The sequence below is a fragment of the Xanthomonas cucurbitae genome (assembly GCF_002939885.1).
GTDB lineage: Bacteria > Pseudomonadota > Gammaproteobacteria > Xanthomonadales > Xanthomonadaceae > Xanthomonas > Xanthomonas cucurbitae.
This window is the reverse complement of sequence record NZ_MDED01000003.1, coordinates 65,898-92,238: the sequence shown is the minus strand read 5'-3', so window position 1 is coordinate 92,238 and position 26,341 is coordinate 65,898. Positions and strand designations below refer to the sequence as shown.

At 66.8% G+C, this 26,341-nt stretch carries 17 protein-coding genes; 12 read left to right on the top strand and 5 right to left on the bottom strand.

The genetic code is table 11. The annotated features are described in order from the left end of the window. Positions 1–200: 200 nt before the first annotated feature. Entirely contained in the window at positions 201–494 is a 294-nt protein-coding gene (locus XcuCFBP2542_RS02765) for a hypothetical protein (RefSeq protein ID WP_104602214.1), read from the top strand. A 222-nt stretch (positions 495–716) separates the two neighbouring features. Continuing rightward, on the top strand, positions 717–2,645 hold the full coding sequence (locus tag XcuCFBP2542_RS02760) for an alpha-L-fucosidase (RefSeq protein ID WP_104602103.1): 1,929 nt from the start codon (positions 717–719) through the stop codon (positions 2,643–2,645). A gap of 144 nt (positions 2,646–2,789) precedes the next feature. Here the strand turns inward: XcuCFBP2542_RS02760 and galA are convergent, their stop codons facing one another. The 4 genes from galA to XcuCFBP2542_RS02740 form a co-directional block, all read right to left on the bottom strand. Next, complete coding sequence (gene galA / locus XcuCFBP2542_RS02755; RefSeq protein ID WP_104602102.1) at positions 2,790–5,357, bottom strand: beta-galactosidase GalA; 2,568 nt, start codon at positions 5,355–5,357, stop codon at positions 2,790–2,792. After that, positions 5,354–6,553, bottom strand: a complete 1,200-nt coding sequence (locus tag XcuCFBP2542_RS02750) for a glycoside hydrolase family 53 protein (protein ID WP_249027595.1) — start codon at positions 6,551–6,553, stop codon at positions 5,354–5,356. Before XcuCFBP2542_RS02750 ends, galA begins: the two co-directional genes overlap by 4 nt. A 156-nt stretch (positions 6,554–6,709) precedes the next feature. Further along, complete coding sequence (locus tag XcuCFBP2542_RS02745) at positions 6,710–9,403, bottom strand: TonB-dependent receptor (RefSeq protein ID WP_104602101.1); 2,694 nt, start codon at positions 9,401–9,403, stop codon at positions 6,710–6,712. A 349-nt stretch (positions 9,404–9,752) separates the two neighbouring features. Further along, complete coding sequence (locus XcuCFBP2542_RS02740) at positions 9,753–11,144, bottom strand: helix-turn-helix domain-containing protein (RefSeq protein ID WP_104602100.1); 1,392 nt, start codon at positions 11,142–11,144, stop codon at positions 9,753–9,755. A 135-nt stretch (positions 11,145–11,279) separates the two neighbouring features. Between XcuCFBP2542_RS02740 and XcuCFBP2542_RS02735 the strand changes: the two genes are divergently transcribed. From XcuCFBP2542_RS02735 to XcuCFBP2542_RS02705, 6 genes are all read left to right on the top strand, one after another. Further along, positions 11,280–12,785: a CoA-acylating methylmalonate-semialdehyde dehydrogenase gene (locus XcuCFBP2542_RS02735; protein WP_104602099.1), complete on the top strand. Its 1,506-nt coding sequence runs from the start codon at positions 11,280–11,282 to the stop codon at positions 12,783–12,785. A 10-nt stretch (positions 12,786–12,795) separates the two neighbouring features. Further along, positions 12,796–13,977 (top strand): acyl-CoA dehydrogenase family protein, encoded by a 1,182-nt coding sequence (locus XcuCFBP2542_RS02730; RefSeq protein WP_104602098.1) that lies wholly within the window; start codon positions 12,796–12,798, stop codon positions 13,975–13,977. Next, positions 13,974–14,771, top strand: a complete 798-nt coding sequence (locus tag XcuCFBP2542_RS02725; RefSeq protein ID WP_104602097.1) for an enoyl-CoA hydratase — start codon at positions 13,974–13,976, stop codon at positions 14,769–14,771. Before XcuCFBP2542_RS02730 ends, XcuCFBP2542_RS02725 begins: the two co-directional genes overlap by 4 nt. Then, positions 14,756–15,943 carry an enoyl-CoA hydratase/isomerase family protein gene (locus XcuCFBP2542_RS02720; protein WP_211292970.1) on the top strand — a complete coding sequence of 396 codons (1,188 nt, stop codon included), beginning with the start codon at positions 14,756–14,758 and terminating at the stop codon, positions 15,941–15,943. Before XcuCFBP2542_RS02725 ends, XcuCFBP2542_RS02720 begins: the two co-directional genes overlap by 16 nt. 124 nt (positions 15,944–16,067) lie before the next feature. Continuing rightward, positions 16,068–16,970: a 3-hydroxyisobutyrate dehydrogenase gene (gene mmsB, locus XcuCFBP2542_RS02715; protein WP_208800636.1), complete on the top strand. Its 903-nt coding sequence runs from the start codon at positions 16,068–16,070 to the stop codon at positions 16,968–16,970. A 556-nt stretch (positions 16,971–17,526) separates the two neighbouring features. Then, the gene (locus tag XcuCFBP2542_RS02705; RefSeq protein WP_104602212.1) at positions 17,527–18,492 is read left to right on the top strand and encodes a cation diffusion facilitator family transporter; all 966 of its coding nucleotides are present in this window, start codon (positions 17,527–17,529) and stop codon (positions 18,490–18,492) included. Positions 18,493–18,673: 181 nt separating this feature from the next. On the opposite strand, the gene XcuCFBP2542_RS02700 is transcribed toward XcuCFBP2542_RS02705, so the two are convergent. Then, a complete protein-coding gene (locus XcuCFBP2542_RS02700) occupies positions 18,674–20,752 on the bottom strand; it encodes a 3-hydroxyacyl-CoA dehydrogenase NAD-binding domain-containing protein (RefSeq protein WP_104602093.1) in 2,079 nt (692 codons plus the stop codon). Between the two features lie 236 nt (positions 20,753–20,988). On the opposite strand from XcuCFBP2542_RS02700, the gene rpoE reads away from it, so the two are divergent. The 4 genes from rpoE to lepA all read left to right on the top strand — a co-directional run bounded on the left by rpoE (position 20,989) and on the right by lepA (position 26,288). Further along, positions 20,989–21,609: an RNA polymerase sigma factor RpoE gene (gene rpoE / locus XcuCFBP2542_RS02695; protein ID WP_104602092.1), complete on the top strand. Its 621-nt coding sequence runs from the start codon at positions 20,989–20,991 to the stop codon at positions 21,607–21,609. Beyond that, a complete protein-coding gene (locus XcuCFBP2542_RS02690; RefSeq protein WP_104602091.1) occupies positions 21,606–22,475 on the top strand; it encodes a sigma-E factor negative regulatory protein in 870 nt (289 codons plus the stop codon). Before rpoE ends, XcuCFBP2542_RS02690 begins: the two co-directional genes overlap by 4 nt. Before the next feature lie 109 nt (positions 22,476–22,584). After that, positions 22,585–24,168: a DegQ family serine endoprotease gene (locus tag XcuCFBP2542_RS02685; protein ID WP_104602090.1), complete on the top strand. Its 1,584-nt coding sequence runs from the start codon at positions 22,585–22,587 to the stop codon at positions 24,166–24,168. A gap of 329 nt (positions 24,169–24,497) precedes the next feature. Next, positions 24,498–26,288 (top strand): translation elongation factor 4, encoded by a 1,791-nt coding sequence (gene lepA, locus XcuCFBP2542_RS02675; protein ID WP_170066940.1) that lies wholly within the window; start codon positions 24,498–24,500, stop codon positions 26,286–26,288. Positions 26,289–26,341 lie beyond the last annotated feature (53 nt).

Sequence of the window (26,341 nt, the reverse complement as noted above, 5' to 3'; positions counted from 1 at the left end):
ACACGATCCTGAATCGACGTCCCCCCCCCCGAATCTGAACGCGCAAGGGTAGCGGGCGGTGGGCCTTGCGGGCCGGTGCAGAGGTACGTCCGAGCGCCTGCATGCGGCAGCTGAGCTGGCGGAAGCTCGCATCAGCTCCACATCGCCGTGTCATCGACGGGTCTAGAGTGCCCAGCTACACCGGCGTACAGATACCGAACATGGATAACCGACAGCAGGAATGGATGCAGGCAGTCAGCGAGGCGCTTAGTGACCTGCTGGCTGCGCGCATCGCGCAGGCCACTGTGCTGGAGGCGATGTTGGTCTCGCATTCCGACCCTGTCGCGCTCAGAAAGGTATGGGATGAATTGTCGTCCCAGCGCATTGCCTACGCAGCGCAGAACAAGGCGACCGCACAGGTGGAACGGCCAATGGATGAATACACGCTGGCACAATTTCAGGCGTGGGAAGAGAAGTTTCGCCGCTATTTCCCGCGCGATGTGGATCTACCCTAGGCATGCGACCGCGCCTTGCGAGCGGCAGCAAGGCAGCGTGGGGCGGGGCACTCGGCCATCACGCCAGGAATGTTCGCAGGCTGCCCGTGACGTTGTTCAACGTCAGCCGTGTAGAGATCTGCCTGCGCGCGGTGCCTTGCACGCGCGCCTGTCGCTTCGGGGGGAGGGCTCTTCACCTTTGGAAACGCTAAGATCGAAGCTTGTGCAGCGTTGGAGGGGCTAATGATCGACCGTCGTACTTTTCTTGCCACGGGTGTGGCCGCCGTTGCCGCCAGCTACAGCGCATCGGCGGCTCGGATCGCGCAGGTGCCGCACGCCCGTGGACCGGCGCCGTGGGGGGCGGTGCCCAGCGCGCGACAGCTGCGGTGGCATCGGTGGGAGCAATACGCTTTCGTGCATTTTGCGATGAACACCTTCACCGACAAGGAATGGGGCTACGGCGACGAGGATCCGCGCAAATTCGATCCCAGCGATTTTTCACCCGATCAAATCGTCGCGGCTGCCAAGGCTGGCAACCTCAAAGGTCTTATCTTCACGGCCAAGCATCACGATGGGTTCTGCCTTTGGCCGACACGCTTGACCGAGCATTGCATTCGGAACTCGCCCTACAAGAACGGCAAGGGCGACATTGTCGGGGAGATGGCAGCGGCGTGCCGACGCGCTGGCCTGGCGTTCGGCATCTATCTCTCGCCGTGGGATCGCAACCATGCCGAGTATGGACGCCCCGGCTATCTTGACTATTTTCGCAAGCAGATCGTCGAGCTCTGCACCGGCTACGGCGACCTGTTCGAATTCTGGTTCGACGGCGCCAATGGCGGCGACGGCTACTACGGTGGAGCGCGCGAATCGCGCAAGATCGATGCGCCTGCGTACTACAACTGGCCACGGATGATCGCGTTGGTGCATCAGCACCAGCCGATGGCCTGCACCTTCGACCCGCTTGGTGCCGATATCCGCTGGGGCGGTAACGAGGACGGTGTCGCCGGCGATCCGAGCTGGCCGACCATGCCCAATGCCCCGTACACCCAGGAAAACGGTAATTTCGGCGTGCGCGGGGCGGCGTTGTGGTGGCCGGCCGAAACCAATACGTCGATCCGCCCGGGCTGGTTCTACCATGCCGATGAAGACAGCAAGGTGCGCAGCCCGGAGAATCTGGTGCGCTATTTCGACACGTCCGTCGCGCGCGGCACCAACATGAACCTCAATCTTCCGCCCGACCGACGCGGCCGCATTCCCGACCACGACGTGGCGGTGCTGCACAGTTTTGGCGACGCCATTCGCGCCAGCTTCGCCATCGATCTCACCAAGGGGGCCAAGGCCAGTGCCAGCGCCTCGCGCGGTGCTGGGTTCGAGCCGGCGCGCGTGTTGGACCGCCAGCCGGACAGCTACTGGTCCACGCCGGATGCGGTCACCACGCCGACGTTGACGCTGGAACTGTCGGCGGTGCACAGCTTCGACCTGGTCCGGTTGCGCGAATACCTGCCGCTGGGCGTGCGCGTCACCCGCTTCGCGGTCGAAGCCGAGACCGATGGGCAATGGCAGCGGTTGGCCGAAGCGCAGTGCATCGGTGCGCAGCGGATCCTGCGGCTGGACCGCCCGGTCGCCGCGCGTCGGGTCCGGCTGGTGGTGCTGGAGGCGCCGGTCTGCCCGGCGATCAGCGAATTCGCGCTGTTTCGTGCCGTTGCGCCAGTGCCAGTTGCGCGGCCGACGGCGAATGCGCCGGACGTGCTCTCTACTGCTGGCTGGCGCATCGTCGAGGCGAGCGCGCCCGGGGCGGACAAGCTGCTCGACGACGATGCCAGCACGGTCTGGGTCACGCCCGCGCCCACGCCGGGACATTCCGTGCAGGCAACCATCGACCTAGGTGCGCTGCGCCAGGTCGCTGGCTTCAGCCTCACGCCCTCGCGCGCAGTGATGAACGGCGCGGCGCCACCGAAGGGCTATCGCGCCGAAACCAGCGAAGATGGTCAACGCTGGCAGCCGGCCGGTGCCGGCGAACTGCCCAATATCGCCTATGCGCTCTCGACCCAGCGCCTGAATTTCCCCGAGGTCCGCCAGATCCGCTACCTGCGGTTGTCGTTCGCGGAGACGGCGGTGCCCGCCGAGCGGCTGGCGATCGCCGGTATCGGTGCGTTTTCGCGCCTGCGATGAAAGCGGACCAGCCCACGCGGCCATGCGCCGCGTGGGGGAGTGCATCGCTGGGGCGTGCCGTTCACGGGCCTGACGATGCATGAGAGGCGCTGATTGGTCCTGCGCCATGCGGTGCCTCCCGCATGGCGCAGGGCCGCCGCTTCTTTAAACCACCCAGGTACGCGCTTTCACCGCATCTGTGCGCAGGCGCAACCTGGCCGAGTTCAGTCCAGGCGCGGTCGCCTGTAGCACGATATCGCCGTTGTTGCGGGTGGTTTGCAGCAGCGCCGCACATAGCCCATTGAACGCCTTGCGCTGCGGTGCCTTGTCGTCTTCGTGGCTGGTGGGGTCGCCGTTGCCTACGCCGATCAGCTTGGCAGGGCCACGCAGCGCGAACTGCACCAGGTGGTCGGCATCGGGCACGAGGCGACCTTGGGCATCGACGATTTCCACCTTGACCACCGCTACGTCCTCGGCATCGGCGCGCAACGCATCGCGATCGCAACTCAGGCGAATAGCGGCTGCTGCGCCGGTGGTTTCGCGGCGCTCGCTCAGCACCAGCTTGCCACCGCGATAGCCGCGCGCTTCGATCGCGCCCGGAGCGTAGGCCACACGCCATTCCACATGGCCATAGGCAGGAACCTGCTGCAGTCCCTGGCTGACGCCGTTGACCAGCAGTTCCACCGCTTCCAGGTTGCTATGGCACCAGACGGCGATGTGACCATTGTCGTCCGGTTGCAGCAGGCCGTCCCAGTTCCAGTGCGGGAACAGGTGCAGCACCGGTTCGCTGGTCCACTGTGCGCGGTAGTACCAGTAGTTGTCCTTGGGGAAGCCGCAGCTGTCGAGTACGCCGAACTGCGAAGCGACGTTGGGCCAGCGGTTGTACGGGGTGGGTTCGCCGCGATAGTCGAAGCCGGTCCAGATAAAGCCGCCGGCAACATAGGGGCGTTGGGCGACATAGCTCCACCAGGCTTCGGCGGTGCTGGCCCACCAGGGGTGGTCCAGGTCGTAGGCGCGCGTATAGCCGCGGGTGTCTTCGCGGCGGTAGTTGCCGCGCACCGACACGGTGCTGCCGGTCTCGCTGCCGTAGATCGGAATGTTCGGGTAGCGCGCGTGGAAGCCATCCATCTGGCTGGTGCGGTAGTTGAAGCCGACCACGTCCACCACCTGGCCCACTCCATCGCCGAAGCCTTTGTCCATGGCGAAGGTGGTGGGGCGGGTGGGGTCGAGCTGGCGCACGCGCTGTTGCATGCGGGTGACGATGCGCGCGCCGCGTTCGGTGACCTGCTGCGGTTCTTCGTTGCCGAGCGACCACAGGATCACGCTGGGATGGTTGCGGCCGCGCCGCACCATCGTTTCCAGCTCGCCCATCGCCTCCGGGTCGGTGGACATGCGCCGGGTTTCTTCGATCACCAACATGCCGAGGCGATCGCACAGGGTCAGCAGTTCGGGCGTGGCCGGGTTGTGCGAGCTGCGGTACGCGTTGCAGCCCATCGATTTGAGCTGGCGTAGGCGCCATTCATGCAAGGCATCGGGAATGGCGGTGCCGACGCCGGCATGGTCCTGGTGATTGTTGGTGCCGTGTAGCTTGAGCGGTGCGCCGTTCAACAGGAAGCCGCGCTGCGCGTCGAAGGCGATGCTGCGCACGCCGAAGGTGGCAGTCACCGCGTCGGTCGCGCGGCCCTGGCTGTGGATGCTGGCAGTGGCGCTGTAGAGCTGTGGGGTCTCCACCGACCACAGTGCGGCCTGGCCCAGTGGCAAGTGTTGTTCGACCTGCTGCACCTGGCCGGGCGCAACGGTGACCACGGCGCTGACCGCCTGCGCGACGACGCGACCGTCGGGCGCGGTGATACGCGTTTGCACCGCGCACTGGCGCGGCACGGTGCCGTCGTTGCGCACCTCGGTGGAGACCTGCGCGGTAGCGTTGCCGGATTCGATGGTATTGCGCACGAACACGCCGTGCGGTGGCACATGTAGCGGATCGGTCTTCTGCAACCACAGGTGGCGGTAGATGCCGGCGCCTTCGTAGAACCAGCCTTCGCCCAGGGTGGCATCCACGCGTACGGCGATGACATTGGGCTTGCCGTAGTCGAGCACTTCGCTGAGGTCGACCTCAAAGCCGCAGTAACCGCTGGCATTGCGGCCGACAATGTGGCCATTGCAGAACACGATGCAATCGCGGAACACGCCGTCGAACACCAGGCAGATGCGCTTGCCCAGGTCGTCTGCGGGAATCTGCAGCATGCGCCGATACCAGCCGACGCTGTTTTCTGGAAAGCTGGTGCCCAGCGCCTTGTAGCCGTGCGAGGCGGCCGGGTCTTCCTCGGTCATGGTTGCCGAGATCGGCTCGCGCCGGAAGGGCAGGGTCACTGCCCAATCGTGCGGCAGATCCACCTGCTGCCAGGCGCTGTCGTCGAAGTCCAGCTGCGCTGCGGTGGCGGTGTCCTTGCCTGCCTTGGCGAAGCTGCGCTGGAAGGTGCCGAACTCGAAATCGCGCGCGGGGTCGCTGGCGTGGCCCAGATGGAAGCGCCAGCCGAAATCGAACAGCAGTCGGTCGCGCGGTGCCAGCGCGGCATCGCCCAGTGTTTCGGTTGCTGCGGTATTGCTCGCGCTCGCCGCTGCGGCGCCGGCAACGGCCGGTGCCAGGGCGCCGGCAGCACCCACCGGCAGGGCGGCACTGACGCTACTTGCAAGCATGCCGCGCAGGAGTGTGCGGCGATTGATGCCGGTCATGGCTGGGTCTCCTTGCGGACCGTGGCCGGCCTGTCCGCCCCCGGCGCACGCGTGCCGGGATGGTAGGAGGCCGGCGCACCGGTGTAGGGGTGGCGCATGAAGTCGATGGCAGGCAGCAGTTCGTTGCCGTGCCGGAAGTCGAAGAAACTGGCGTTCTCCCACGAGGAACCGGTGCCCCAGCGGGTCTTGCAGCTGCTGCTGGTCCAGGCCGGCTCCCAGTACACGACGCCGGCGCCACCGGTGTCGATCACCAGTTGGGTCAGGTCGATCATGTAGCGTGCCTGCCCCTGCGGGGTGGCGGGGTAGCCGGCGATCAGCGAGTCTGCGCCGAGCAGGTTGGGCGAGGTGTCGCCCGATTCCAGGGTCCATGGATACGCGGTTTCCACCACCACCACGTCGGCAGCGAAGCGCCCGCGCAGGCGCTGGATGGTCTTGCCCAACTGCGCCATCGATTGGGTGGACCACTTGCGGTAGTAGCTGATGCCGATCAAGTCGAAGTCGGTGACGCCGGCTTTGGTGGCGGCGGCGAACCACGGTTCCACGTTCTCTGGCTGGGCGATATGCAGCATCACCCGCGGCTTGATCGCAGAACGCGTACTCATGTCGCGCACGGCCTGGATGCCGGCATTGAACAGCTTGGCATTGCGTTGCCAGTCGATGGGGCGCTGCTTGTCCCAGGGCTGGCTGGCCATCAGGTCGGAATTGCTTTCGTTGCCGACCTGCACCAGTTCCGGCATCAGTCCGGCGCGATCCAGCGCACTGAGCGTGTCGTAGGTAAAGCCGTAGAGGATGCGGGCCAGCTCGTCGGTATCGGTGATGCTGGCCCAGGCCTTGGGAATCAGCTGTTTGTCGCCATCGGCCCATTCGTCGGAATAATGCAGGTCCAGCAGCACCTGCATGCCCTGCGCGCGTGCGCGGGCAATGGTCTTCTTGACGTCGGACAGGTCGCTGTACTTGGTCCAGCGGGCATCGTTCCACAGCCGCACGCGCACCAGATTGGCGCCATGCGCATGGAACAGTTCGAACGGATCGGTGACCACGCCGTTGTCGCGGTAGCGAACGCCGCATTCCTCCATCTCGTTGACGTAGGACAGGTCCGCGCCGAGATACAGCGTGGCGGGTGCGGCGGCGTGGGCGGAGACGGAGACGGCCAACGCCAGCAGCGTCGGCATCCAGAAGCGGCGTGTGGAGCGCATGCGATTCCTCAGGCAAAGCAACAATAGAGCGGCCGACAGCGTGCTGCATGCGGCCGGCGTGCCGCGCGGCGGGTGTGCGGAACTGCAACCGGGGTTGCAGTTCGCTGCCGCGCAGTGGCCGCGCCCGTTTGATGGCGCGCGCCAGGCACGGGGGGATCAGAAGCGGTAGGTCGCCTCCAGCTGATAGCGCCGGCCGAACAACTGGTAGCCGCCATCGTCCTGATTGGCCAGGCGGTTGGGGCGGTTGTCGGTGTAGGCGCGCAGCGGTTCGTTGGTGAGATTGCTCGCCTGGAAGCGGAAACCGAGCTGCTTGCTGTACTGCCAGTTCAAGCTCAGATCCACCGTGCCCTCGCTCTGCAGCCGGGCCAGGCGTGCCGCGTTCCAGCCGTACACCACGGTGTAAGGGCTGTGGTACTTGTAGCCCACGCGTGCTTCGAAGGTGCCGTTGCTGTACCACAGGTCGAAGGTGCCGGTCCTACGCGCCAGGCCGCTCAGCGGCAGCGGGTTGTCTTCCGGCGAGAATTCCTTGAGGTTGGAATCCACCAGCGAGTAGTTGGAGTACACGCCGAAGTTTTCCAGGTGCGGGATGAAGAAGAACGGCGTCTGCAAGGTGAGTTCAACACCATTGATGTGGCCGCCGCCGCCGTTGAACGGCGCGCTGACCAGGTAATCCAGCCCGTTGATGACTTCGCGGTCGGTGCGGTAGCCGATGCTTGAGTCCACTTCCTTGCGATACACCGCCAATGCCGCCAGCGCCTCCTTGTGGAAGTACCACTCGTAGGACACATCGAGCTGGGTGGCCCTGAAGGGGTCCAGCTGCGGATTGCCGCCGCTGCCGGTGAGCTGGCCGACGGTGACGTTGGGATCGTCCAGGCGGCGACCGGTGCGCAGTTCGTCCAGCGGCGGGCGGGCGATGACCTTGGCCACCGCCATGCGCAGGATGCGCTGCTCGTCGATCAGGAAGTTGAGCGTGGCGCTGGGCAGTACATCGGTGTATTGCTTGCTGGCGCTGCTGGGCTGGATGGTGCTGCCCACCGAATCGAAGCCCTGGCTATCGGTCTTGGTGTTGACCAGCCGCACGCCGATATTGCCGGTGACGTCGGTGCCGAACAGCTGCGCGCTGAAGACCGCCTTGGCAAAGGCTTCGCGCACGTCTTCCTTGACCGCCCAGTGATCGAGCATCTGTTCGCTGAGCAGGGCCCGGTCGAATCCGCCGAAGCCGATGCGGGCGATGTCGTCCAGGTTGCCGCCGGTCAGCGTGGGCACGTTCAAGCCCGGCATGGTGACCGGGTAGATCAGGCCCTGGTAGGCGGAGATCGGTTGGTCGAAGTTCGACTGGGTGCTCAGGAAGCGTCGATTCTGCTTCTCGCGTTGCGCCGCGCGTGCGCCCACTTCCAGCGTGGTGAACGGGCCTGCGTCCACTGCGCGGCTGGCGTTGAGCGCCAGCGCGGCGATCTTGTCGCGCAGTGCCTGCGGGTCGGTCTGGCCGTTGAGGCCCCACTCAGGCGCGTCCGAGCTGGTGCTGATGGTGGGCTTGACGGTGCGGCGGAAGTCGAAGGAGAGCGTGTCCGGATTGCTGCCAAAGCGCACCGCCCGCCATTCGTTGTCGCGCTTGGCCTGCGAGAACGACAGATCGCCGGCCAGCGTCCACACATCGCCGCTCCACTTGGCGTTCAGGCCGCCGGCGGCGAGCGTCTTGATCTCGTTGTAATGGCTGACCACATGGTCGACCTGCAGGTTGGAGTTGGCGAGCGTGCCGGCCACCACGTCGCCGCCGACGATGGTGTAGGACGACCCGGGCGTGGTGTAGGGATTGGCGCCGCTGGAGAAGACGCTGTAAGCCAGCCCGTTGAACCAGTTCTGCAGCTGGTCCTCTTCGATGGCGATGCGCGAATACAGGCCGTCGAGCTTCAATTCGAGGTTGCCCGAGCGCCATTGCACCGTGCCCATGGCGCCGGTGCGGGTCTGGTCGATCAGCTTGAGCTGGTCGGCCGCGCCCCACGGGGTGGGATCGGGAGTGCCATCGCCATTGATGTCGCGTGCGCTAGCGGCATCGGTATAGCCCCAGCTGCCGATCGAGGAACCGGCGTTCTTCTGTTTCTGGTAGGTGGCGCCCAAGGCAACGGCGAGATTGTCATTGAGCTTGTGCACCCAGCTGGCGCCGAAGCGGCTGCCCCACGGGGTGTAGCCGGGGACGTCCTTGGCGTGGTCGTAGAACACCGGGCCAGCGGTGCCGACGAAACCAGGGCCGGTGTAGTCCAGCGGGCTGATGGTGGAGATGTCCACGGTGGCGGCCAGGCCGCCGGCCACCAGGTCGGCCGATTGGGTCTTGTAGACCTTGACGGTGGAGACGACCTCGGTGGGAAACACTTCCCAGCGCACCGCCCGGTTGGGCTCGGAGGAGGCGATTTCGCGGCCGTTGACGGTGCCCATGGTCATGCGCGGGCCCAGGCCACGCACGGTGGCCAGGCTCTCGTTGCCGCGGTCGCGGGTGCCGTTGACGCCAGGCAGGCGCACCAGCGCCTCGGCCACGGTGACGTTGGGCATCTGGCCCATGGTGTCGGCGGAGATGACCTCCACGACGTGGTCGGACATCTGCTTGGCCTGCACCGCGCGGTTCAGGCTGGCGCGCTGGCCGATGACGGTGATGTTGTCCAGGGTGACCGGCGCCTGGCCATTGCTGGCGCCGCTGCTGGCGTCGTTGGCCGGCGGTGCCACCGGTGCAGTGTCCTGCGCCTGCGCGCTGAATGCGGCGACCAGCACAAAGGCGATGGTGGTGCACAGAACGTCGCGGACCGGCATGCGGCGCGCAGGCCGGCTGGCCGGGCGGCGGGTGTGGTGAACAGGCATCGGTGGATCCCTCCCAGGATAAAGTGACCGAATAAGATGGTTGGCGGCGGCCTGCCGGCGCCGGTGTGCGAGGCGCGAATGGGCCGGCGTGGCGTGAGGCGGTAAGGCGTGTTGCGGTGTACTTGTGTGGCGCCAAGCCGCTCGACGAGCGCGTTGGCGTCCCCCTGTCCTGCATGTGTCCGCTTCAGGGTAGAAGCGCGAGTCATTCCATTCCAATGAAGCATTTTGCGGGAGCTATCCTGGCTTGGAATGCTGCAGTGCAGCGCTAGTGTCTGTTTCGTCACACTCCGGCGTGGATGGTGCCGCAGGGGATCGAAAGTTGCCCAGGTCGCGGCCGTGTGCCCTGGCCTCATTCTCCGCGCGCACTGGCCGCAAGCCGGGGCAGGGCGGGGAACGCGCGTTGCACGCAGTCGCTGCGTTCGCAGGTCAGGCAGCCCGGGCCGATCGGCACTGCATCGTCTACCGCGTCCAGATCCCAGCCGCGTGTGTAGACCAGTTGGTCGGCATGGCGCAGGTCGCAGCCCATTGCCAGCGCGAAGGTCTTGCGCGGGCGGCCGTAGCCCGGCGGTCCGCTGCTGACCTGGCGTGCCAGCCAGAAATAGCGCCGCCCGTCGGGCATGCGCGCGATCTGGGTGAGGATGCGGTCGGGCTGGTTGAAGGCCTCGTACACGATCCACAGCGGGCAGGCACCACCGACGTGGGAAAAATGGAAGTCGGTGGCCGAGTGGCGCTTGGAGACATTGCCGGCGCGGTCCACCCGCATGAAGAAGATCGGCAGCCCGGCCGCAGCATGCCGCTGCAGCGTGCTCAAACGATGGCAGACCGCTTCGAAGCCCACCCCGAACCGGTCCGCCAGCCATTCGATGTCGTAGCGCGAGGCCTGTGCGCTGTGCAGGAAATCGCTGTAGGGCATCACCAGCGCGCCGGCGAAATAATTCGACAGCCCGATCCGCGACAGCGCGATGCGCTCGGCATCGGCGAAACCGGCATCGGCAATGCGTGCGTCCAGCAGCGCTGAGCACTCCAGCAAGGCCAGTTGCGCGGCCAATTGGAACGCCTGCTGGCCCGGGCGCAGGTGCGCAGGTAGCCACAGCACGCGCGCCTGCGCATCCACATGCCGCTTGTCGTGGTGCAGGTCTGGCGATTGCTGCACCCGCAGGCCGTGGCGGTCGGCCAGGCGCTGGCGCAGCCGCAGCGGCAGGTTGTCGGTGGTCGCACCGAGTTCGGCATGCAGTGCTTCGGCGCGCTCGTCCAGTTCGGGCAGATAGTTGTGCGCGCGGTTGAAGTAATCGCGCACCTGCTCGCCGGGCGACAGCGATGGCATCGCCGCATGCTCCACCCCGATCTGCAGCTGCAGCGCGGCATTGCGCTCCAGCAGGTGCTGATGGCTGCGGTGCAGATCCAGCACTGCCTGCGCCACCTGCGGCAGGTTGCCGGTGAGTGCGCGCAGCTCGGCCGGCGACAGCGCATGGCCCAGGCTGCGCAGGGAGTCGTCCAGTGGCTCGACCAGCGCAGCCGGGTCGTCCAGATCGTGCAGCCCGTCCAGCGCGCCCAGCACCGTCTTGAGCCGCTGCTGGATCGCCAGCGTCAGCGGCCGCTGGTTGCGCTCGATCTGGTTCAGATAGCTGGGCGACAGGCCCAGCCGGCGCGCCAGCTCGGCCTGGGTCAGGCCGTGACGCTGGCGCAGCCGCTGCAGGCGCAGGCCGAGCTGGTGACGCGACGGGGGAAGGGAATACGGCATTCGCAAAATTCGCAAGATTCTGCGGGGAGCTTAGCGTGATTAAGCAGTCGAATGCTGGGAATGCCGGTTTGTGATGCGAACAATGCGAAGCACTGGGCCAGCGTGGCCCGATGCCCCCTGTGAGCGAGCCCCGTGATGAGCCAATCCGTCCCCCGCGTGTCCTTGTTGATCGATGGTGAAATGGTGGTGTCGGCCAGCGACCAGTGGCAGGACGTGGTCAACCCGGCCGACCAGGCCGTGCTGGCGCAGGTGCCATTCGCCACCATTGCCGAAGTCGATGCCGCCGTTGCCGCTGCCAGCCGTGCCTTCGTCACTTGGCGCAAGACGCCGATCGGCACCCGTGCGCGCATCTTTCTCAAGTACCAGCAGCTGATCCGCGAACACATGCCCGAACTGGCCGCGCTGCTCAGCGCCGAGCAGGGCAAGACCCTGGCCGATGCCGAAGGCGATGTGTTCCGTGGGCTGGAAGTGGTGGAGCACGCCGCGGCCATCGGCAACCTGCAACTGGGCGAGCTGGCCAACAATGTCGCCACCGGCGTGGATACCTACAGCCTGCTGCAGCCGCTGGGCGTGTGTGCGGGCATTACCCCGTTCAATTTCCCGGCGATGATTCCGCTATGGATGTTCCCGATGGCCATTGCCACCGGCAACACCTTCGTGCTCAAGCCGTCCGAGCAGGACCCGATGGTGACCATGCGGCTGGTGGAGTTGGCCCTGGAGGCCGGCATTCCCAAGGGCGTGCTCAACGTGGTGCACGGGGGCGAAGCGGTGGTCAACGCGCTGTGCGATCACCCGGAGATCAAGGCGCTGTCGTTCGTCGGCTCCACCAAGGTGGGCACGCACGTCTATCGTCGCGCATCGCTGGCCGGCAAGCGCGTGCAATGCATGATGGGCGCCAAGAACCACGCCGTGGTGCTGCCGGATGCCAACCAGGAGCAGACGCTCAATGCGATGGTCGGTGCTGCATTCGGTGCCGCCGGGCAGCGTTGCATGGCCGCCTCCACGCTGGTGCTGGTGGGTGAGGCGCGGCAGTGGATTCCGGCGCTGGTCAGCAAGGCCAGGAGCCTGAAGCTCGGTGCCGGCAACGCCGCTGGCACCGATGTCGGTCCGCTGATTTCCTGCGCCGCGCGTACGCGCGTGGAAGCGCTGATCGCCTCGGGCGTGGAGCAGGGCGCCACGCTGGAACTGGACGGGCGTGCGCCGGCCGTGCCGGGTTTCGAGCAGGGCAACTTCGTCGGCCCGACGATCTTTTCCGGGGTCAGGCCGGGCATGCGCATCTACGACGAAGAGATCTTCGGGCCGGTGCTGGTGATCCTGGGCGCCGAGACGCTCGACGAAGCCATCGCCTTGGTCAACGCCAATCCCAACGGCAATGGCACCGCGCTGTTCACCCAGTCCGGCGCGGCGGCGCGGCGTTTCCAGGAAGACATCGACGTGGGACAGGTCGGCATCAACGTGCCGATTCCCGTGCCGGTACCGCTGTTTTCCTTCACCGGCTCGCGCGCCTCCAAGCTCGGCGACCTCGGCCCGTATGGCAAGCAGGTGGTGATGTTCTACACCCAGACCAAGACCGTGACCGCGCGCTGGTTCGACGACCAGACGCTGAGCCATGGCGTCAACACCACCATCTCCCTCAAGTGAGCCGATCGCCATGAACGCAGCCATCCAGCTCCATCCCAACACGGCCGATCTGAACGACGAGCAGCAGGCCTTCCGCGCCGCCGCACGCGACTTTGCCGACAAGGAACTGGCGCCGCACGCCGCGCGATGGGACGCGGAAGGGCACTTCCCGCGCGAGGCCATCGCCAAGGCCGCAGACCTCGGCTTCTGCGGTTTGTATACCGACGAGGGCGTGGGTGGCCTGGGCCTGCGCCGGCTGGATGCGGCCGTGGTGTTCGAGGAGCTCGCCACGGTGGATCCCTCCACCTCGGCCTTCATCAGCATCCACAACATGGCCACCTGGCTGATCGCCAGCTATGGCAGCGATGCGGTGCGCGCGCAGTGGGGCCAGGTGATGACCAGCGGCGCCAAGCTGGGCTCGTACTGCCTGACCGAACCGGGCAGTGGCTCGGACGCGGCATCGCTGAAGACCCGCGCGCAGCGCGATGGCGACAGCTACGTGCTCAACGGCAGCAAGGCCTTCATTTCCGGCGCGGGCGCTACCGATGTGCTGGTGGTGATGGCGCGCACCGGCGAAGACGGCGCGCGCGGCATCAGCGCCTTCGTGGTGCCGGCCGACGCGCCCGGCATCGGCTACGGCCGCAAGGAAGAGAAGATGGGCTGGAACAGCCAGCCCACGCGCGGGGTGACCTTCGCCGATGTGCGCATTCCGGCGGGCAACCTGCTCGGCCGGGAGGGAGAAGGCTTCAAGATCGCGATGAAGGCGCTGGATGGCGGCCGCATCAATATCGCCGCCTGTTCGCTGGGTGCCGCGCAGGGCGCGCTGGATGCCGCGCGCCGCTACATGGGCGAGCGACGCCAGTTCGGCAAGAAACTGGCCGATTTCCAGGCGCTACAGTTCAAGCTGGCCGACATGGCCACGCAACTGGTGGCCGCGCGGCAGATGGTGCATACCGCCGCACGCAAACTCGACGCCGGCAGTCGCGACGCCACGGTGTGGTGCGCGATGGCCAAGCGCTTTGCCACCGATGCCGGTTTTTCCATCTGTGACGAGGCACTGCAGATTCATGGCGGGTATGGCTATATCCGCGAATATCCAATCGAGCGATTGTTGCGCGACAGCCGCGTGCATCGCATCCTGGAAGGCACCAACGAAGTGATGCGCATGATCGTGGCGCGTCATCTGCTCAACGGCGAGGAGGAATTGCGATGAGCGAATGGGAAGGACGTGTACATACCGGCCTGCAGGTCGAACGCGATGGCCACGTGGCCATCGTCACGCTGAGCAACCCGCCGGCCAACACCTGGGCCGTGCAGAGCCTGGCCGCCTTGCGCGACCTGGTACATGCCCTGGATGCCGACCGCAGCGTCTATGCGTTGGTTATCACCGGCGAAGGCGAGAAGTTCTTCAGTGCCGGTGCCGACCTCAAGCAGTTCGCTAGTAGCGACCCGGCCGTGGCGCGCGAGGCCGCGCGTCGCTTCGGCGAAGCCTTCGAGGCATTGAGTGCGTTCCGCGGCGTGTCGATCGCCGCCATCAACGGGTATGCCATGGGTGGCGGACTGGAATGCGCGCTGGCCTGTGATCTGCGCATCGCCGAACAGCACGCGCAGCTCGCCTTGCCGGAAGCCAGCGTGGGCCTGCTGCCGTGTGCCGGTGGCACCCAGAACCTGCCGCGGCTGGTTGGCGAGGGCTGGGCCAAGCGCATGATCCTGCTCGGCGAGCGCATCGATGCCGCCACCGCGCAGCGCATCGGGCTGGTGGAAGAGGTCGTCGGCCAGGGCGAGTCACGCGCGCTGGCGATCGCCTGGGCGCAACGTGCCGGCAAGCAGAGTCCGGTCAGTGTCGCCGCTTGCAAGCGGTTGGTGCAGGCCACCCGCAACGGGACCCATGCCGCAGCCCTGGTGGCCGAGCGCGAGGCCTTTGTGGACTTGTTCGAGCAGGTCGACCAGGCCGAGGGCGTGGCGGCATTCCTGGAAAAACGCGCGCCGCGCTGGAGCGCGCGCTGATGCCGCAGGCCAGCACGCGCGAGGATGCGCCGGTGCTGTTGGAGCAGCGCGACTGCGCCGATGGGCACCGCATCGGCATTGCCACCTTGAATGCGCCAAAGACCCTCAATGGGCTGTCGCTGGAGATGACGCGGCTGCTGGATGCGCAGTTGCGGGCCTGGGCCGACGACGCGCAGATGGCCTGCGTGGTGCTGCGTGGCGCCGGCGACAAGGCCTTGTGTGCCGGTGGCGATCTGCATGGTCTCTACCAGAGCATGCGCGCGCATCGCGACGCGGTGCCCGAACCTGCGCGGCGGCGCGCCAGGCCGCAGGACAACGTGCATGCGGCCACTTTCTTCGAAGAAGAATATCGGCTGGATTACCGTATCCACACCTATCCCAAGCCGGTGCTGTGCTGGGGCCATGGCATCGTGATGGGCGGCGGCATCGGGCTGATGTCCGGCGCCAGCCATCGCGTGGTCACCGAGCGCTCGCGCCTGGCCATGCCCGAGATCAGCGTGGGCCTGTTTCCGGATGTAGGCGGCAGCTGGCTGCTGCGCCGCGTGCCGCAGGGCGCCGGCCTGTTCCTGGCATTGACCGGCGCTGTGCTCAATGCCAGCGATGCCATCCACGCCGGGCTGGCCGACGTGCAGCTGGAACATGCGCAGTACCCGGCGGTGCTCGATGCCCTGAGCGCGCATGCATGGAGCGGCGATGCGCAGGAGGATCGCACGCAACTGGCTGCGTTCCTGCAAGGCATTGCACAGCCGCTGCAACCCGGCCCGCTGCAGTTGCATGCGGAGTTGATCGCGCAGTTGGTGTCCGGCGACACGCTGGAACAGGTCGTTGCGGCCATCGATGCCCTGCAAAGCGAAGATGCCTGGTTGCAGGCCGCGCGCACCACGCTGGCCGCCGGTGCGCCCGGTTCGGTACGCCTGGCCTGGGAGCTGCAACGCCATCCCGGCACCGCCACGCTGGCCGAGACGTTTCGTACTGAATACGTGGTTGCGCTGCATGCCGCCGCGCACGGCGATTTTGCCGAAGGCATTCGCGCCCTGCTGATCGACAAGGACCGCCAGCCACAGTGGCAACCGGCGTCGCTGGCCCAGGCCGATGCGGCGTGGGCTGCGGGATTCTTCGATGCCCCCTGGCCGGCGGAGCAACATCCGCTGGCCGACCTGGGCAGGCGCTAGGCGTGGCGATGCGCGGTGGCGTGCAGGCCGGCGCGACGGCGTGACACAGCGATTCTGCATGCCTGCGGCCATGCGTTCATTGCAGGCCAGGGCATGATCCGTTTGTTTTGAAGCATGCTCCAACCTGGAGAGCCACACGATGAGCAAGATCGCCTTTATCGGCCTGGGCAACATGGGTGGCCCGATGGCCGCCAACCTGGTCAAGGCCGGGCACCAGGTGCGCGTGTTCGACCTGGTGTCCGCCGCGCTGGACGCCGCTGCGGCCGCCGGTGCGCAGGTGGCCGGCTCGGCGCACGACACCCTGGCCGAGGCCGAGATCGTCATCTCGATGTTGCCGGCCAGCCGCCATGTGGAAGGCCTGTACCTGGGCGATGGCGGCCTCCTGGCGCAGATCCCGGACGGCGCGCTGGTCATCGACTGCAGCACCATCGCACCGGTGTCCGCGCGCAAGCTGGCCGACGCCGCGCGCGCGCGCGGGTTGGCGATGCTGGACGCGCCGGTGTCCGGCGGCACCGCTGGTGCGGTGGCCGGCACGCTGACCTTCATCGTCGGTGGTGCTGCCGATGCACTGGAGCGCGCGCGCGGTGTGCTGCTGGTGATGGGTAAGAACATCTTTCACGTTGGCGACAACGGTGCCGGCCAGGTCGCCAAGCTGTGCAACAACATGGCGTTGGGCGTCATCATGGCGGCCACTGGCGAAGCGCTGGCGCTGGGCGTGGCGCAAGGCCTGGATCCAACCGTGCTGTCGCAAATGATGGCGGTCAGTACCGGCCGCAGTTGGGCCACCGAGGTCTGCAACCCCTGGCCGGGCGTGCTACCCAACGCGCCGGCTTCGCGCGGCTACAGCGGCGGCTTCGGCAATGATCTGATGCTCAAGGATCTGGGGCTGGTGGCCGAATCGGCGGTGCAGGCCGGGGTCTCGATCCCGCTGGGTGAGCTGGCGCGCAACCTGTATGCGATGAATAGTCAGGCGGGTAACGGCGCGCTGGATTTTTCCAGTGTGGTCAAGCTGGTCGCCAAGGTTTGAGAGCGGCTTATAAAACCACGACGCCCACCGCCAGGTGGGCGTCGTCGGCGTTGTCACTCGCCTCCGTCGTGCAGGTGATCGAACGGGGGGCGTAGGGGGCAGAGCGATGATCTGCGGCTTGGCTGCGAGGCCCTTGCCCGCCTACCGTCGCGGGACACGCCGCAAGTACATCCCTGTAGGCGCTTATGCGGCATCCATGCCGCATAAGGTCCCGCGACGCTAGGCGGGCAAGTACCGGTCGAGATGGTCGGTATGCATGCTTGCAAGCAGTGCATGCAGCGTTGCCGTCTGACGAAGCGCGGTCTGGTTAGTCTCGCCTCATTCGAGCACTTTCACTGCCAAGACGACATCACTCCACGCGCCCATGAAGGCAGTGGGGTCAGTACCTGTTGCCATTGCTACGGTGGTCGAGTGCCTTTGTTAGCCGCTTCAAGGTGCTACCCGGCCAGTGCAATGGCGCCGCGCTCACGTGATGTGATTTCATCACGCACAGGTGTAATAGTCTCCGCATGCCCACGCGCCTACTGTGTGTGCGCACTGCATGAGGCCGCACAGCATGGGACACGACCACAACCACGCCCCCAGCGAGATCCGCCACGAAACGCCGTTGTGGTGGGCGCTTGGTCTGACGGCTACCTTCCTGGTGGCCGAAGTCATCGGTGCCTTCGTGTCCAACAGCCTGGCCTTGCTGTCGGATGCGGCGCACATGGCCACCGACACGCTCGGCTTGATGATCGCGTTGCTCGCAGTGCGCCTGAGCCGGCGTCCAGCGGATGCGCGTCGCACCTATGGCTATGTGCGGCTGGAAGCGCTGGGTGCGCTGGCCAATGGCGCGCTGCTGTTTGGCGTGGGCGCCTACATCCTGTGGGAAGCCGCACAACGCTTTCGCGCGCCGCAGGACATTTCCTCCAACGGCATGCTGCTGATCGCCGGGTTGGGCCTGGTGATTAATCTGGTCGCGATGAAGCTGCTGCATGCCGGTAGCGGCGAAAGCCTCAACGTCAAGGGCGCCTACCTGGAAGTGTGGAGCGACATGCTGGGGTCGGTGGCGGTCATCATCGGCGCCTTGCTGATCCGCTGGACCGGCTGGCAGTGGATCGATCCGGTATTGGCCGTGCTGATCGGCCTGTGGGTGCTGCCACGCACCTGGGTGCTGCTGCGCGAAGCGATCAATGTGCTGCTGGAAGGCGTGCCCAAGGGCATCGACCTGGCCCAGGTGCGGCAGGTACTGGCCAGCCATCCGGGCGTTGAGGACGTGCACGATCTGCATGTCTGGGCACTGGCCTCCAGCACGCCCGCGCTTACCGCGCATGTGGTGGTCGGTGAACGTGCCGATCGGGACCAGTTGCGTGATGCGCTCGCCACGTTGCTGCATGTGCGTTTCGACATCGACCACGTCACCTTGCAGGTGGAGGGCGGCGATTGCGGTACGCCGCCGTGCGGCGCGCCCAGGTCTGCGCAGGCGAGCGAGGGGCACGATCATCCTCGTCACGCGCATGCCGGGCATCGCCACCCGCACTGACGTCCGGCATGTGCGTCCCTGAGCGCTGTGCCATGCAGGCCGGCGGCGGTCCAGTCGGGCCTTGCGTGCCGCGCAGGAGTGCACGGCACAGGCGACACCCGGTCGGTGCACAGCAAAAGCCGAGCCGCCTGCCGTCACTCTTGCGGCAGGCGATTTTTCGACGCGCGGACCGGGCCGGGGTTCAGGCCACCGGCGCGCGCAACAGCGGCGCGTCCCAGCCCGGGCGCGGCGCAAAACGCTCGCCGTAGCGGGCATGCAGCGCCTGCAGGCGGGCCAGCAGCGCATCGGCGCCAACGGTGCGGATGTGCTGGATCGGGCCGCCGCGGAACGGGGCGAAGCCGGTGCCGAAGATCACGCCGGCGTCGAGCAGGTCCGCATCGGCCACCACCCCGTCATGCAGGCAAGCCACCGCTTCGTTGAGCAGTGGCAGGACCAGGCGGTCTTCCAGATCGGCCGGCACTTCGTAGCCGCTGGCCACCTCTGGTTTGACTGCGCGTCCGTTCTCCCACTTGTACAACCCCTGTCCATCCTTCTTGCCGCGCTTGCCGGGGTCCACGGTCGCCAGTGCGGCTGGAATCGGCAGGTGCAGGAACGGCGCCAGCTCGGCGCCGACGCCTGCGGCCACATCCAGGCCCACGGTGTCGATCAGCTCGATCGGCCCCATCGGCATGCCGAACGTGACCGCGGTCTTGTCCAGCACCGGTCCCGGAATGCCGTCGGCATAGGCAGTGGCCGCTTCCAGCAGGTACGGAAACAGCACGCGGTTGACCAGGAAGCCGGGAGTGCCGGCCACCGGCACCGGCAACTTGTCCAGCGCCTTGCAGAACGCCGCCAGGCGCGCCACGTTGGCCGGATCCAGCCCATCGTGCTGCACGATCTCCACCAGCGGCATCATCGCCACCGGGTTGAAGTAGTGCAGGCCGGCGAACTGGGCCGGGCGCAACAGCTGGCCGCGCAACTCGGTCAGCGGGATCGACGAGGTGTTGGTGGTCAGCACCGCATCGGGCTTGAGCTGCGGTTCGATCGATTGGTAGAGCGCGCGCTTGGCCTGCGGATTCTCGATGATCGCCTCGATCACCAGGTCCGCCTGCGCCACCCCGGCACCGGCCAGATCACCCCGTAGGCGTGCAGCCACCGCCGGGCGTTTGGTCTCGTCCTTGACCCGCTTGGCGAACAGCTCGCCGCCACGGCCCAGCGCGGTGTCGATGAAGCGCTGCTCGCGATCCTGCAGGGTGACCTCGAAGCCCTTGTAGGCCGCCCATGCCGCGATATCGCCGCCCATCACCCCGGCGCCGATCACATGCACATGGCGAATCGGTGCCGCCGCGCCTTCCGCGTCCCTGCCGCCCAGCGCCTTCAGCCGCTCGGTGAGGAAGAAGATGCGGATCAGGTTGCGTGCGGCCGGGGTGCTGGCGAGCTTGACCACCGCCTTGCGTTCGGCGGCCAGGCGCGCCTGGATGCCGCCGCCACCGGCGCGTTCCCACACGTCGATCAAGGCGTATGGCGCCGGGTAATGCGCCTTGCGCGCCTTGCGCGCGACCTGCTTGCGCAGTTGCGGGGCCAGCAGCTTGCGCGCCAGCAGGATGTTGGTGGCCCAGGCGGTGGCACGTTGCTTGAGCGAACGCGTGGTGCCGGCCAGTGCCAGGGCAGCGGCCACATCGACCAGCACCGGGGGTGCGGCGACCTTGTCCACTAGACCCAGGGCACGCGCGGCCTTGGCCGACACGCTGCGGCCGGTCAGCATCAGGTCCATCGCCGCCGGTGCGCCGATCAGGCGCGGCAAGCGGGCGCTGCCGCCCCAGCCGGGGAAGATGCCGAGCTTGGTTTCCGGCAGGCCGATGCGGGTGCTGCCGTCGTCGGAGGCCACCCGGTAGCGGCAGGCCAGCGCGATCTCGGTGCCGCCGCCCATGCAGAAGCCGTGGATGGCCGCCACCGTGGGGCAGGGCAGTTCGGCCAGCTTCTGGAACACCTGCTGGCCGCGATGGATCGCGTCGTTGACCGTGCCCTTGCGGTCGAAGTCCTGGAATTCCTTGAGGTCGGCCCCGGCAATGAAGCCGTTGGCCTTGGCCGAGCGCAGCACCACGCCCTTGGGCGGGTCCAGTGCCAGCCGTTCCACCAGTGCGCCCAGCTCGAGCAGCACCTCCTGCGAAAATGCGTTGACCGCTGCGCCCTGGCGATCAAGGCTGAGCACGAGCACGCCGTCCTCGCGCAGGTCGGCCTGCCAGTGGCTGAATCGTAGCCCGTCGAAACCTGGAAGCATGCGGTTGGCCGTCCGGCGATAGTGAGGAAAGGCCGTTATCATCCAGAGGTTGTTTCCTTCACGTCAAATGCCCATACCTGTCGACAGGGGCGGCACGTGCCTCGGCGGGACGTCGCTGGCGACGCATCGGTACCACTACCCGGATGCGTGACGCGCGGACGGATCGGTATGAACTTTCCTCTTCAATCGCGGTCTCATTGCCCGACTTCGGTGGGCTGACAGGAGTGCGGCCCACCATGGCCGAAGTCGATACACCTCAGGAGCTGGACCTGGAACTGGTCCGGCGCGTGCAGCGCGGCGAGAGCGCGGCGTTCGATGGGCTGGTGCGCAAGTACCAGCACAGGATCGTCGCCTTGATCGGGCGCTACATCGCCGACTGGAGCGAATGCCAGGATGTGGCCCAGGACACGTTTGTGCGCGCGTACCGCGCGATCAACAGTTTCCGCGGCGACTCGCAGTTCTATACATGGTTGCACCGCATTGCCGTCAACACCGCCAAGAACCATCTGGTTGCGCACAACCGCCGGCCGCCCACCGACGACATCGAGATCAGCGATGCCGAGCAGTTCGATGGGGCCACCCGGTTGCGCGACACCGACACCCCGGAGCGTGAACTGATGCGACAGGAGCTGGAACAAACGGTGATGCGCGCGGTCCAAGCCCTGCCGGAAGAACTCCGGTTGGCCATCACTCTGCGCGAGGTGGAAGGCCTGAGTTACGAAGACATCGCGCGAAAGATGGATTGCCCGATCGGAACGGTGCGCTCGCGCATCTTCCGAGCGCGCGAGGCCATCGACATCGAGCTGCGGCCTCTGCTGGAGACCGAAAGCGCTACCCGTGAGCGACACCGCGTATGAGCCATCACCCCGATATGTCCACCACCGATAAGTTCGACCGCCACTACCGGCAGCAGTTGTCCGCGCTGGTGGATGGCGAGCTGAGCGCGGACGAATCGCGCTTCCTGTTGCGCCGGCTGGCCCACGACGACGAACTCGCCGGCTGCCACGAACGTTGGCAGCTGTGCGGCGATGTGTTGCGCGGCGCGGCCAGTGCGCCGGCACCGCTGGATTTCGCCGCGCGCGTGCGCAGCGCGATTGCCGATGAGCCTGCCCCTCTGCCACAGCCGGCGCCGCGCGCGGCCGCACGCTGGCGGTGGGGTGGTGGCGCGGCGATTGCCGCGTCGGTCGCGGCGATCGCCATGTTCATGGCGCGCGAGCGCTTGCCGGAACCGGCCCCGACGGTGACCGAGGTGCCGGTGTATGCCACCGCGGCGCAGCTGCCTGCCGCCGTGCAACCGCCGGTCGCGCCAAAGGCGCCGGCAACGCCCGCCCCGGCCAATCCTGGCGACGGCGGCGCGCTTGTTGCCGCCGTCCCGGCCGCTGCGCTGGCCTCCACGCGCCGCAGCGGCGCCACCCGCAACCAGCAGGTGGCGCGCGGTGTGGCCGCGCGCCAGCAGCAGGCGCCGGCGCAGAGGATGGCTGCTGCCACCCCGGCTGCGGCGAACCCGGCGTTATCGTCCAACCCGTTCACGCACCCGGATACCACCTTGCAGGCGCGTCCCTGGCCGCGCGCGGCACTGTCCGGCGCTGGCGACAGCCCGCTCAACGCCAGTTTCAGCCAGAGCCGCCAGGGCCCGGCGTTCTATCCGTTCGAACCAGCGCCGCAGGCGGTCCGGACTGCGCAACCCAGCCTGCCGCCGTCGGCGCAGGGCCTGCAGCACTGACCCGGCGGCCGATCTTCATCCATTCGGCGCCCTCCCTCCCATTATCTTGTCGGACCCGTGTCGCTGCACGGGTTCCGGTTCCTGTCGCCCTGCCATCGGAGGCAACTCGATGAATCACCGTATGCGTACCCAGATGTTTGGCCTGATCGCCATGACTTTGCCGCTGGCAGCCTGTGCCCAGCAGACGCCGCCGTCGGCACCGGCCAAGGCCAGTGCGCCGATCGCCGCCAACCGCAGCACCACCCCGGCGCCACAGTTGGTGGCGGGCTTGCCGGACTTCACCAACCTGGTCGAGCAGGTCGGCCCGGGCGTGGTCAATATCGAAACCACCATTACCCGCAAGGATGCGATGGCGCGGCAGCAGCGCAGCGGCCCGGGTGGCCGTGGCGGCGGGGCGATGCCCGACGACGAGCAGATGCCGGAATTCTTCAAGCGCTTTTTCGGCCCGGATTTCCAGATGCCGGGCGGCCCACGTCGGGGGCCGGGTGGTGGCGATGACGATGGCGGCATCGCTGGCAAGTCGATGGGATCGGGCTTCATCATTTCCGCCGACGGCTATGTGCTGACCAATCACCATGTGGTCGATGGCGCCAGCGAAGTCACCGTCAAGCTGACCGACCGTCGTGAGTTCAAGGCCAAGGTGGTGGGCAGCGACGCGCAGTACGACGTGGCGCTGCTGAAGATCGAGGCCAAGGGCCTGCCGACCGTGCGCCTGGGCGATTCCAACACGCTCAAGCCGGGCCAGTGGGTGGTGGCGATCGGCTCGCCGTTCGGCCTGGACCACTCGGTCACTGCCGGCATCGTCAGTGCCACCGGCCGCAGCAATCCGTATGCGGACCAGCGCTACGTGCCCTTCATCCAGACCGACGTGGCGATCAACCAGGGCAACTCCGGCGGCCCGCTGCTCAATACCCGCGGTGAAGTGGTCGGCATCAATTCGCAGATCTTCTCCGCCTCCGGCGGCTACATGGGGATCAGCTTCGCGATCCCGATCGACCTGGCCTTCGGCGCCGCCGAGCAGATCAAGGCGACCGGGCGCGTGAGTCGCGGCATGCTGGGGGTGCAGGTTGGCGCGATCGATGCGTTGAAGGCACAGGGCCTGGGGCTGCCGGATACGCGTGGTGCGCTGGTCAACGACATACCTGCCGGTAGCCCGGCTGCCAAGGCCGGGGTCGAGGTGGGTGATGTGATCCGTGCGGTCAATGGCAAGCCGATCGAGGCCTCCAGCGATCTGCCGCCGATGATCGGCCTGCTGGCACCAGGCACCAAGGTCGTCCTGGACGTGCTGCGCGACGGCAAGCCGCGCCAGGTCAGCGTCACCCTGGCGCCGTTGCAGGATGGCAGCGAAGACGCCGCACCGCGCACCGCCGCCGCCGATGCCACGCCGGAGGCCCCGGCCAGCGTGGCCTTGCTCGGCCTGCAGGTGGCCGACCTGACGGCCGCCGAGCGCAGCCGCCTGGGCCTTGCGGCGGGCGAGGGCGTGCGGATCGCGGCAGTCACCGGCGCCGCCGCGCGCAGCACCCAGCCGCCGCTGTCGCCGGGCCTGGTCATCGCCCGCGTCGCCCGCACCAAGGTGGGCAGCGTCGCCGACCTCAACCGCGCGCTGTCCAGCTACAAGAAGGGCGACGTGGTCATGCTGCTGGTCACCGACGGCACGGCGACCAGCTATGTGGCCCTGAAGGCCGGCGGCTAAGGGAGGGAATGGAGAATCGGGAATCGGGAATCGGGAATGGGCAAGAGCAAGAGCAAGAGCGGGTCCGCGAGGCGATGGCTCGTCTTGCTTTTCCGATTCCCCACTCCCGATTCCCAATTCCCGGCCCCAAGAGGGAATGGAGAATCGGGAATCGGGAATGGGCAAGAGCAAGAGCAAGAGCGGGTCCGCGAGGCGATGGCTCGTCTTGCTTTTCCGATTCCCCACTCCCGATTCCCGATTCCCCGGCCCCAACGGGGCTGGCCGTGCGATAATGCTGCGTTACCCTGACGACGGCTGCGCCGGCGCCCACCTCAATGTCCTCTGATTCAATGCGGAACATCCGCAATTTCTCCATCATTGCCCACGTCGACCACGGTAAATCGACCCTGGCCGACCGGATCATCCAGTTGTGTGGCGGCCTGCAGGCGCGCGAGATGGAGGCCCAGGTGCTGGACTCCAACCCGATCGAGCGCGAGCGCGGCATCACCATCAAGGCGCAGTCGGTGTCCCTGCCGTATACCGCCAAGGACGGGCAGACCTACCACCTGAACTTCATCGACACCCCCGGGCATGTGGACTTCTCCTATGAAGTCAGCCGCTCGCTGGCTGCCTGCGAAGGCGCGCTGCTGGTGGTGGATGCGGCGCAGGGCGTGGAAGCGCAGTCGGTGGCCAACTGCTACACGGCAGTGGAGCAGGGCCTGGAAGTGGTGCCGGTGCTCAACAAGATCGACCTGCACACCGCCGACGTCGACCGCGCCAAGGCCGAGATCGAAGCGGTGATCGGCATCGATGCCGAAGACGCGGTGGCGGTCAGCGCCAAGACCGGCCTGAACATCGATCTGGTGCTGGAAGCCATCGTGCAGCGCATTCCGCCGCCGACCCCGCGCGATACCGATAAATTGCAGGCGCTCATCATCGATTCCTGGTTCGACAACTACCTGGGCGTGGTCTCTCTGGTGCGCGTGATGCAGGGCCAGATCAAGCCAGGCAGCAAGATCCTGGTGATGTCCACCGGCCGCACGCATCTGGTGGACAAGGTCGGCGTGTTCACGCCCAAGCGCAAGGAGCTGGCGGCCCTGGGCGCCGGCGAAGTGGGCTGGATCAATGCCTCGATCAAGGACGTGCACGGTGCGCCGGTCGGCGACACCCTGACCCTGGCCGGCGACCCCGCCCCGCATGCCTTGCCCGGCTTCCAGGAAATGCAGCCGCGCGTGTTCGCCGGCCTGTTTCCGGTCGATGCCGAGGACTACCCGGACCTGCGCGAGGCGCTGGGCAAGCTGCGCCTGAACGATGCGGCGCTGCGCTTCGAGCCGGAAAGCTCCGAGGCGATGGGCTTCGGCTTCCGCTGCGGCTTTTTGGGCATGCTGCACATGGAGATCGTGCAGGAGCGGCTGGAGCGCGAGTACAACCTGGATCTCATCAGCACCGCGCCGACCGTGGTGTACGAAGTGCTCAAGACCGATGGCTCGGTCATCAACATGGACAACCCGGCCAAGTTGCCGCAGTTGAACCTGGTGGAGGAGATCCGCGAGCCGATCATCCGCGCCAACGTGCTGACGCCCGAAGAATACATCGGCAACATCATCAAGCTGTGCGAGGAAAAGCGCGGCACCCAGATCGGCATCAACTACCTGGGGAGCCAGGTGCAGATCAGCTACGAGCTGCCGATGGCCGAGGTGGTGCTGGATTTCTTCGACAAGCTCAAGTCGGTCAGCCGTGGCTATGCCTCGCTGGATTACCACTTCGTGCGGTTCGATGCCGGCCCGTTCGTGCGCGTGGACGTGCTGATCAACGGCGACAAGGTCGATGCGCTGTCGCTGATCGTGCACCGCAGCCACGCCGACCGGCGCGGCCGCGAGCTGTGCGAAAAGATGAAGGAGCTGATCCCGCGGCAGATGTTCGACGTGGCGATCCAGGCGGCGATCGGCTCGCAGATCATCTCGCGCTCCACGGTCAAGGCGATGCGCAAGAACGTGCTGGCCAAGTGCTATGGTGGCGACGTCTCGCGCAAGAAAAAGCTGCTGGAAAAGCAGAAGGAAGGCAAGAAGCGCATGAAGCAGGTCGGCCGCGTGGAGATTCCGCAGGAGGCCTTCCTGGCTGTCCTGCAGATGGATAAGTAGCTGGGAATGGTAAATCGGGAATCGGGAATCGCAAGAGCGCGAGCGCTCCTGCT

Coding starts and splice junctions, on each gene's coding strand:
- XcuCFBP2542_RS02765 (WP_104602214.1), top strand. CDS start 201: ATGGATAACCGACAGCAGGAATGGATGCAGGCAGTCAGCGAGGCGCTT.
- XcuCFBP2542_RS02760 (WP_104602103.1), top strand. CDS start 717: ATGATCGACCGTCGTACTTTTCTTGCCACGGGTGTGGCCGCCGTTGCC.
- galA (WP_104602102.1), bottom strand. CDS start 5,357: ATGACCGGCATCAATCGCCGCACACTCCTGCGCGGCATGCTTGCAAGT.
- XcuCFBP2542_RS02750 (WP_249027595.1), bottom strand. CDS start 6,553: ATGCGCTCCACACGCCGCTTCTGGATGCCGACGCTGCTGGCGTTGGCC.
- XcuCFBP2542_RS02745 (WP_104602101.1), bottom strand. CDS start 9,403: ATGCCTGTTCACCACACCCGCCGCCCGGCCAGCCGGCCTGCGCGCCGC.
- XcuCFBP2542_RS02740 (WP_104602100.1), bottom strand. CDS start 11,144: ATGCCGTATTCCCTTCCCCCGTCGCGTCACCAGCTCGGCCTGCGCCTG.
- XcuCFBP2542_RS02735 (WP_104602099.1), top strand. CDS start 11,280: ATGAGCCAATCCGTCCCCCGCGTGTCCTTGTTGATCGATGGTGAAATG.
- XcuCFBP2542_RS02730 (WP_104602098.1), top strand. CDS start 12,796: ATGAACGCAGCCATCCAGCTCCATCCCAACACGGCCGATCTGAACGAC.
- XcuCFBP2542_RS02725 (WP_104602097.1), top strand. CDS start 13,974: ATGAGCGAATGGGAAGGACGTGTACATACCGGCCTGCAGGTCGAACGC.
- XcuCFBP2542_RS02705 (WP_104602212.1), top strand. CDS start 17,527: ATGGGACACGACCACAACCACGCCCCCAGCGAGATCCGCCACGAAACG.
- XcuCFBP2542_RS02700 (WP_104602093.1), bottom strand. CDS start 20,752: ATGCTTCCAGGTTTCGACGGGCTACGATTCAGCCACTGGCAGGCCGAC.
- rpoE (WP_104602092.1), top strand. CDS start 20,989: ATGGCCGAAGTCGATACACCTCAGGAGCTGGACCTGGAACTGGTCCGG.
- XcuCFBP2542_RS02690 (WP_104602091.1), top strand. CDS start 21,606: ATGAGCCATCACCCCGATATGTCCACCACCGATAAGTTCGACCGCCAC.
- XcuCFBP2542_RS02685 (WP_104602090.1), top strand. CDS start 22,585: ATGAATCACCGTATGCGTACCCAGATGTTTGGCCTGATCGCCATGACT.
- lepA (WP_170066940.1), top strand. CDS start 24,498: ATGCGGAACATCCGCAATTTCTCCATCATTGCCCACGTCGACCACGGT.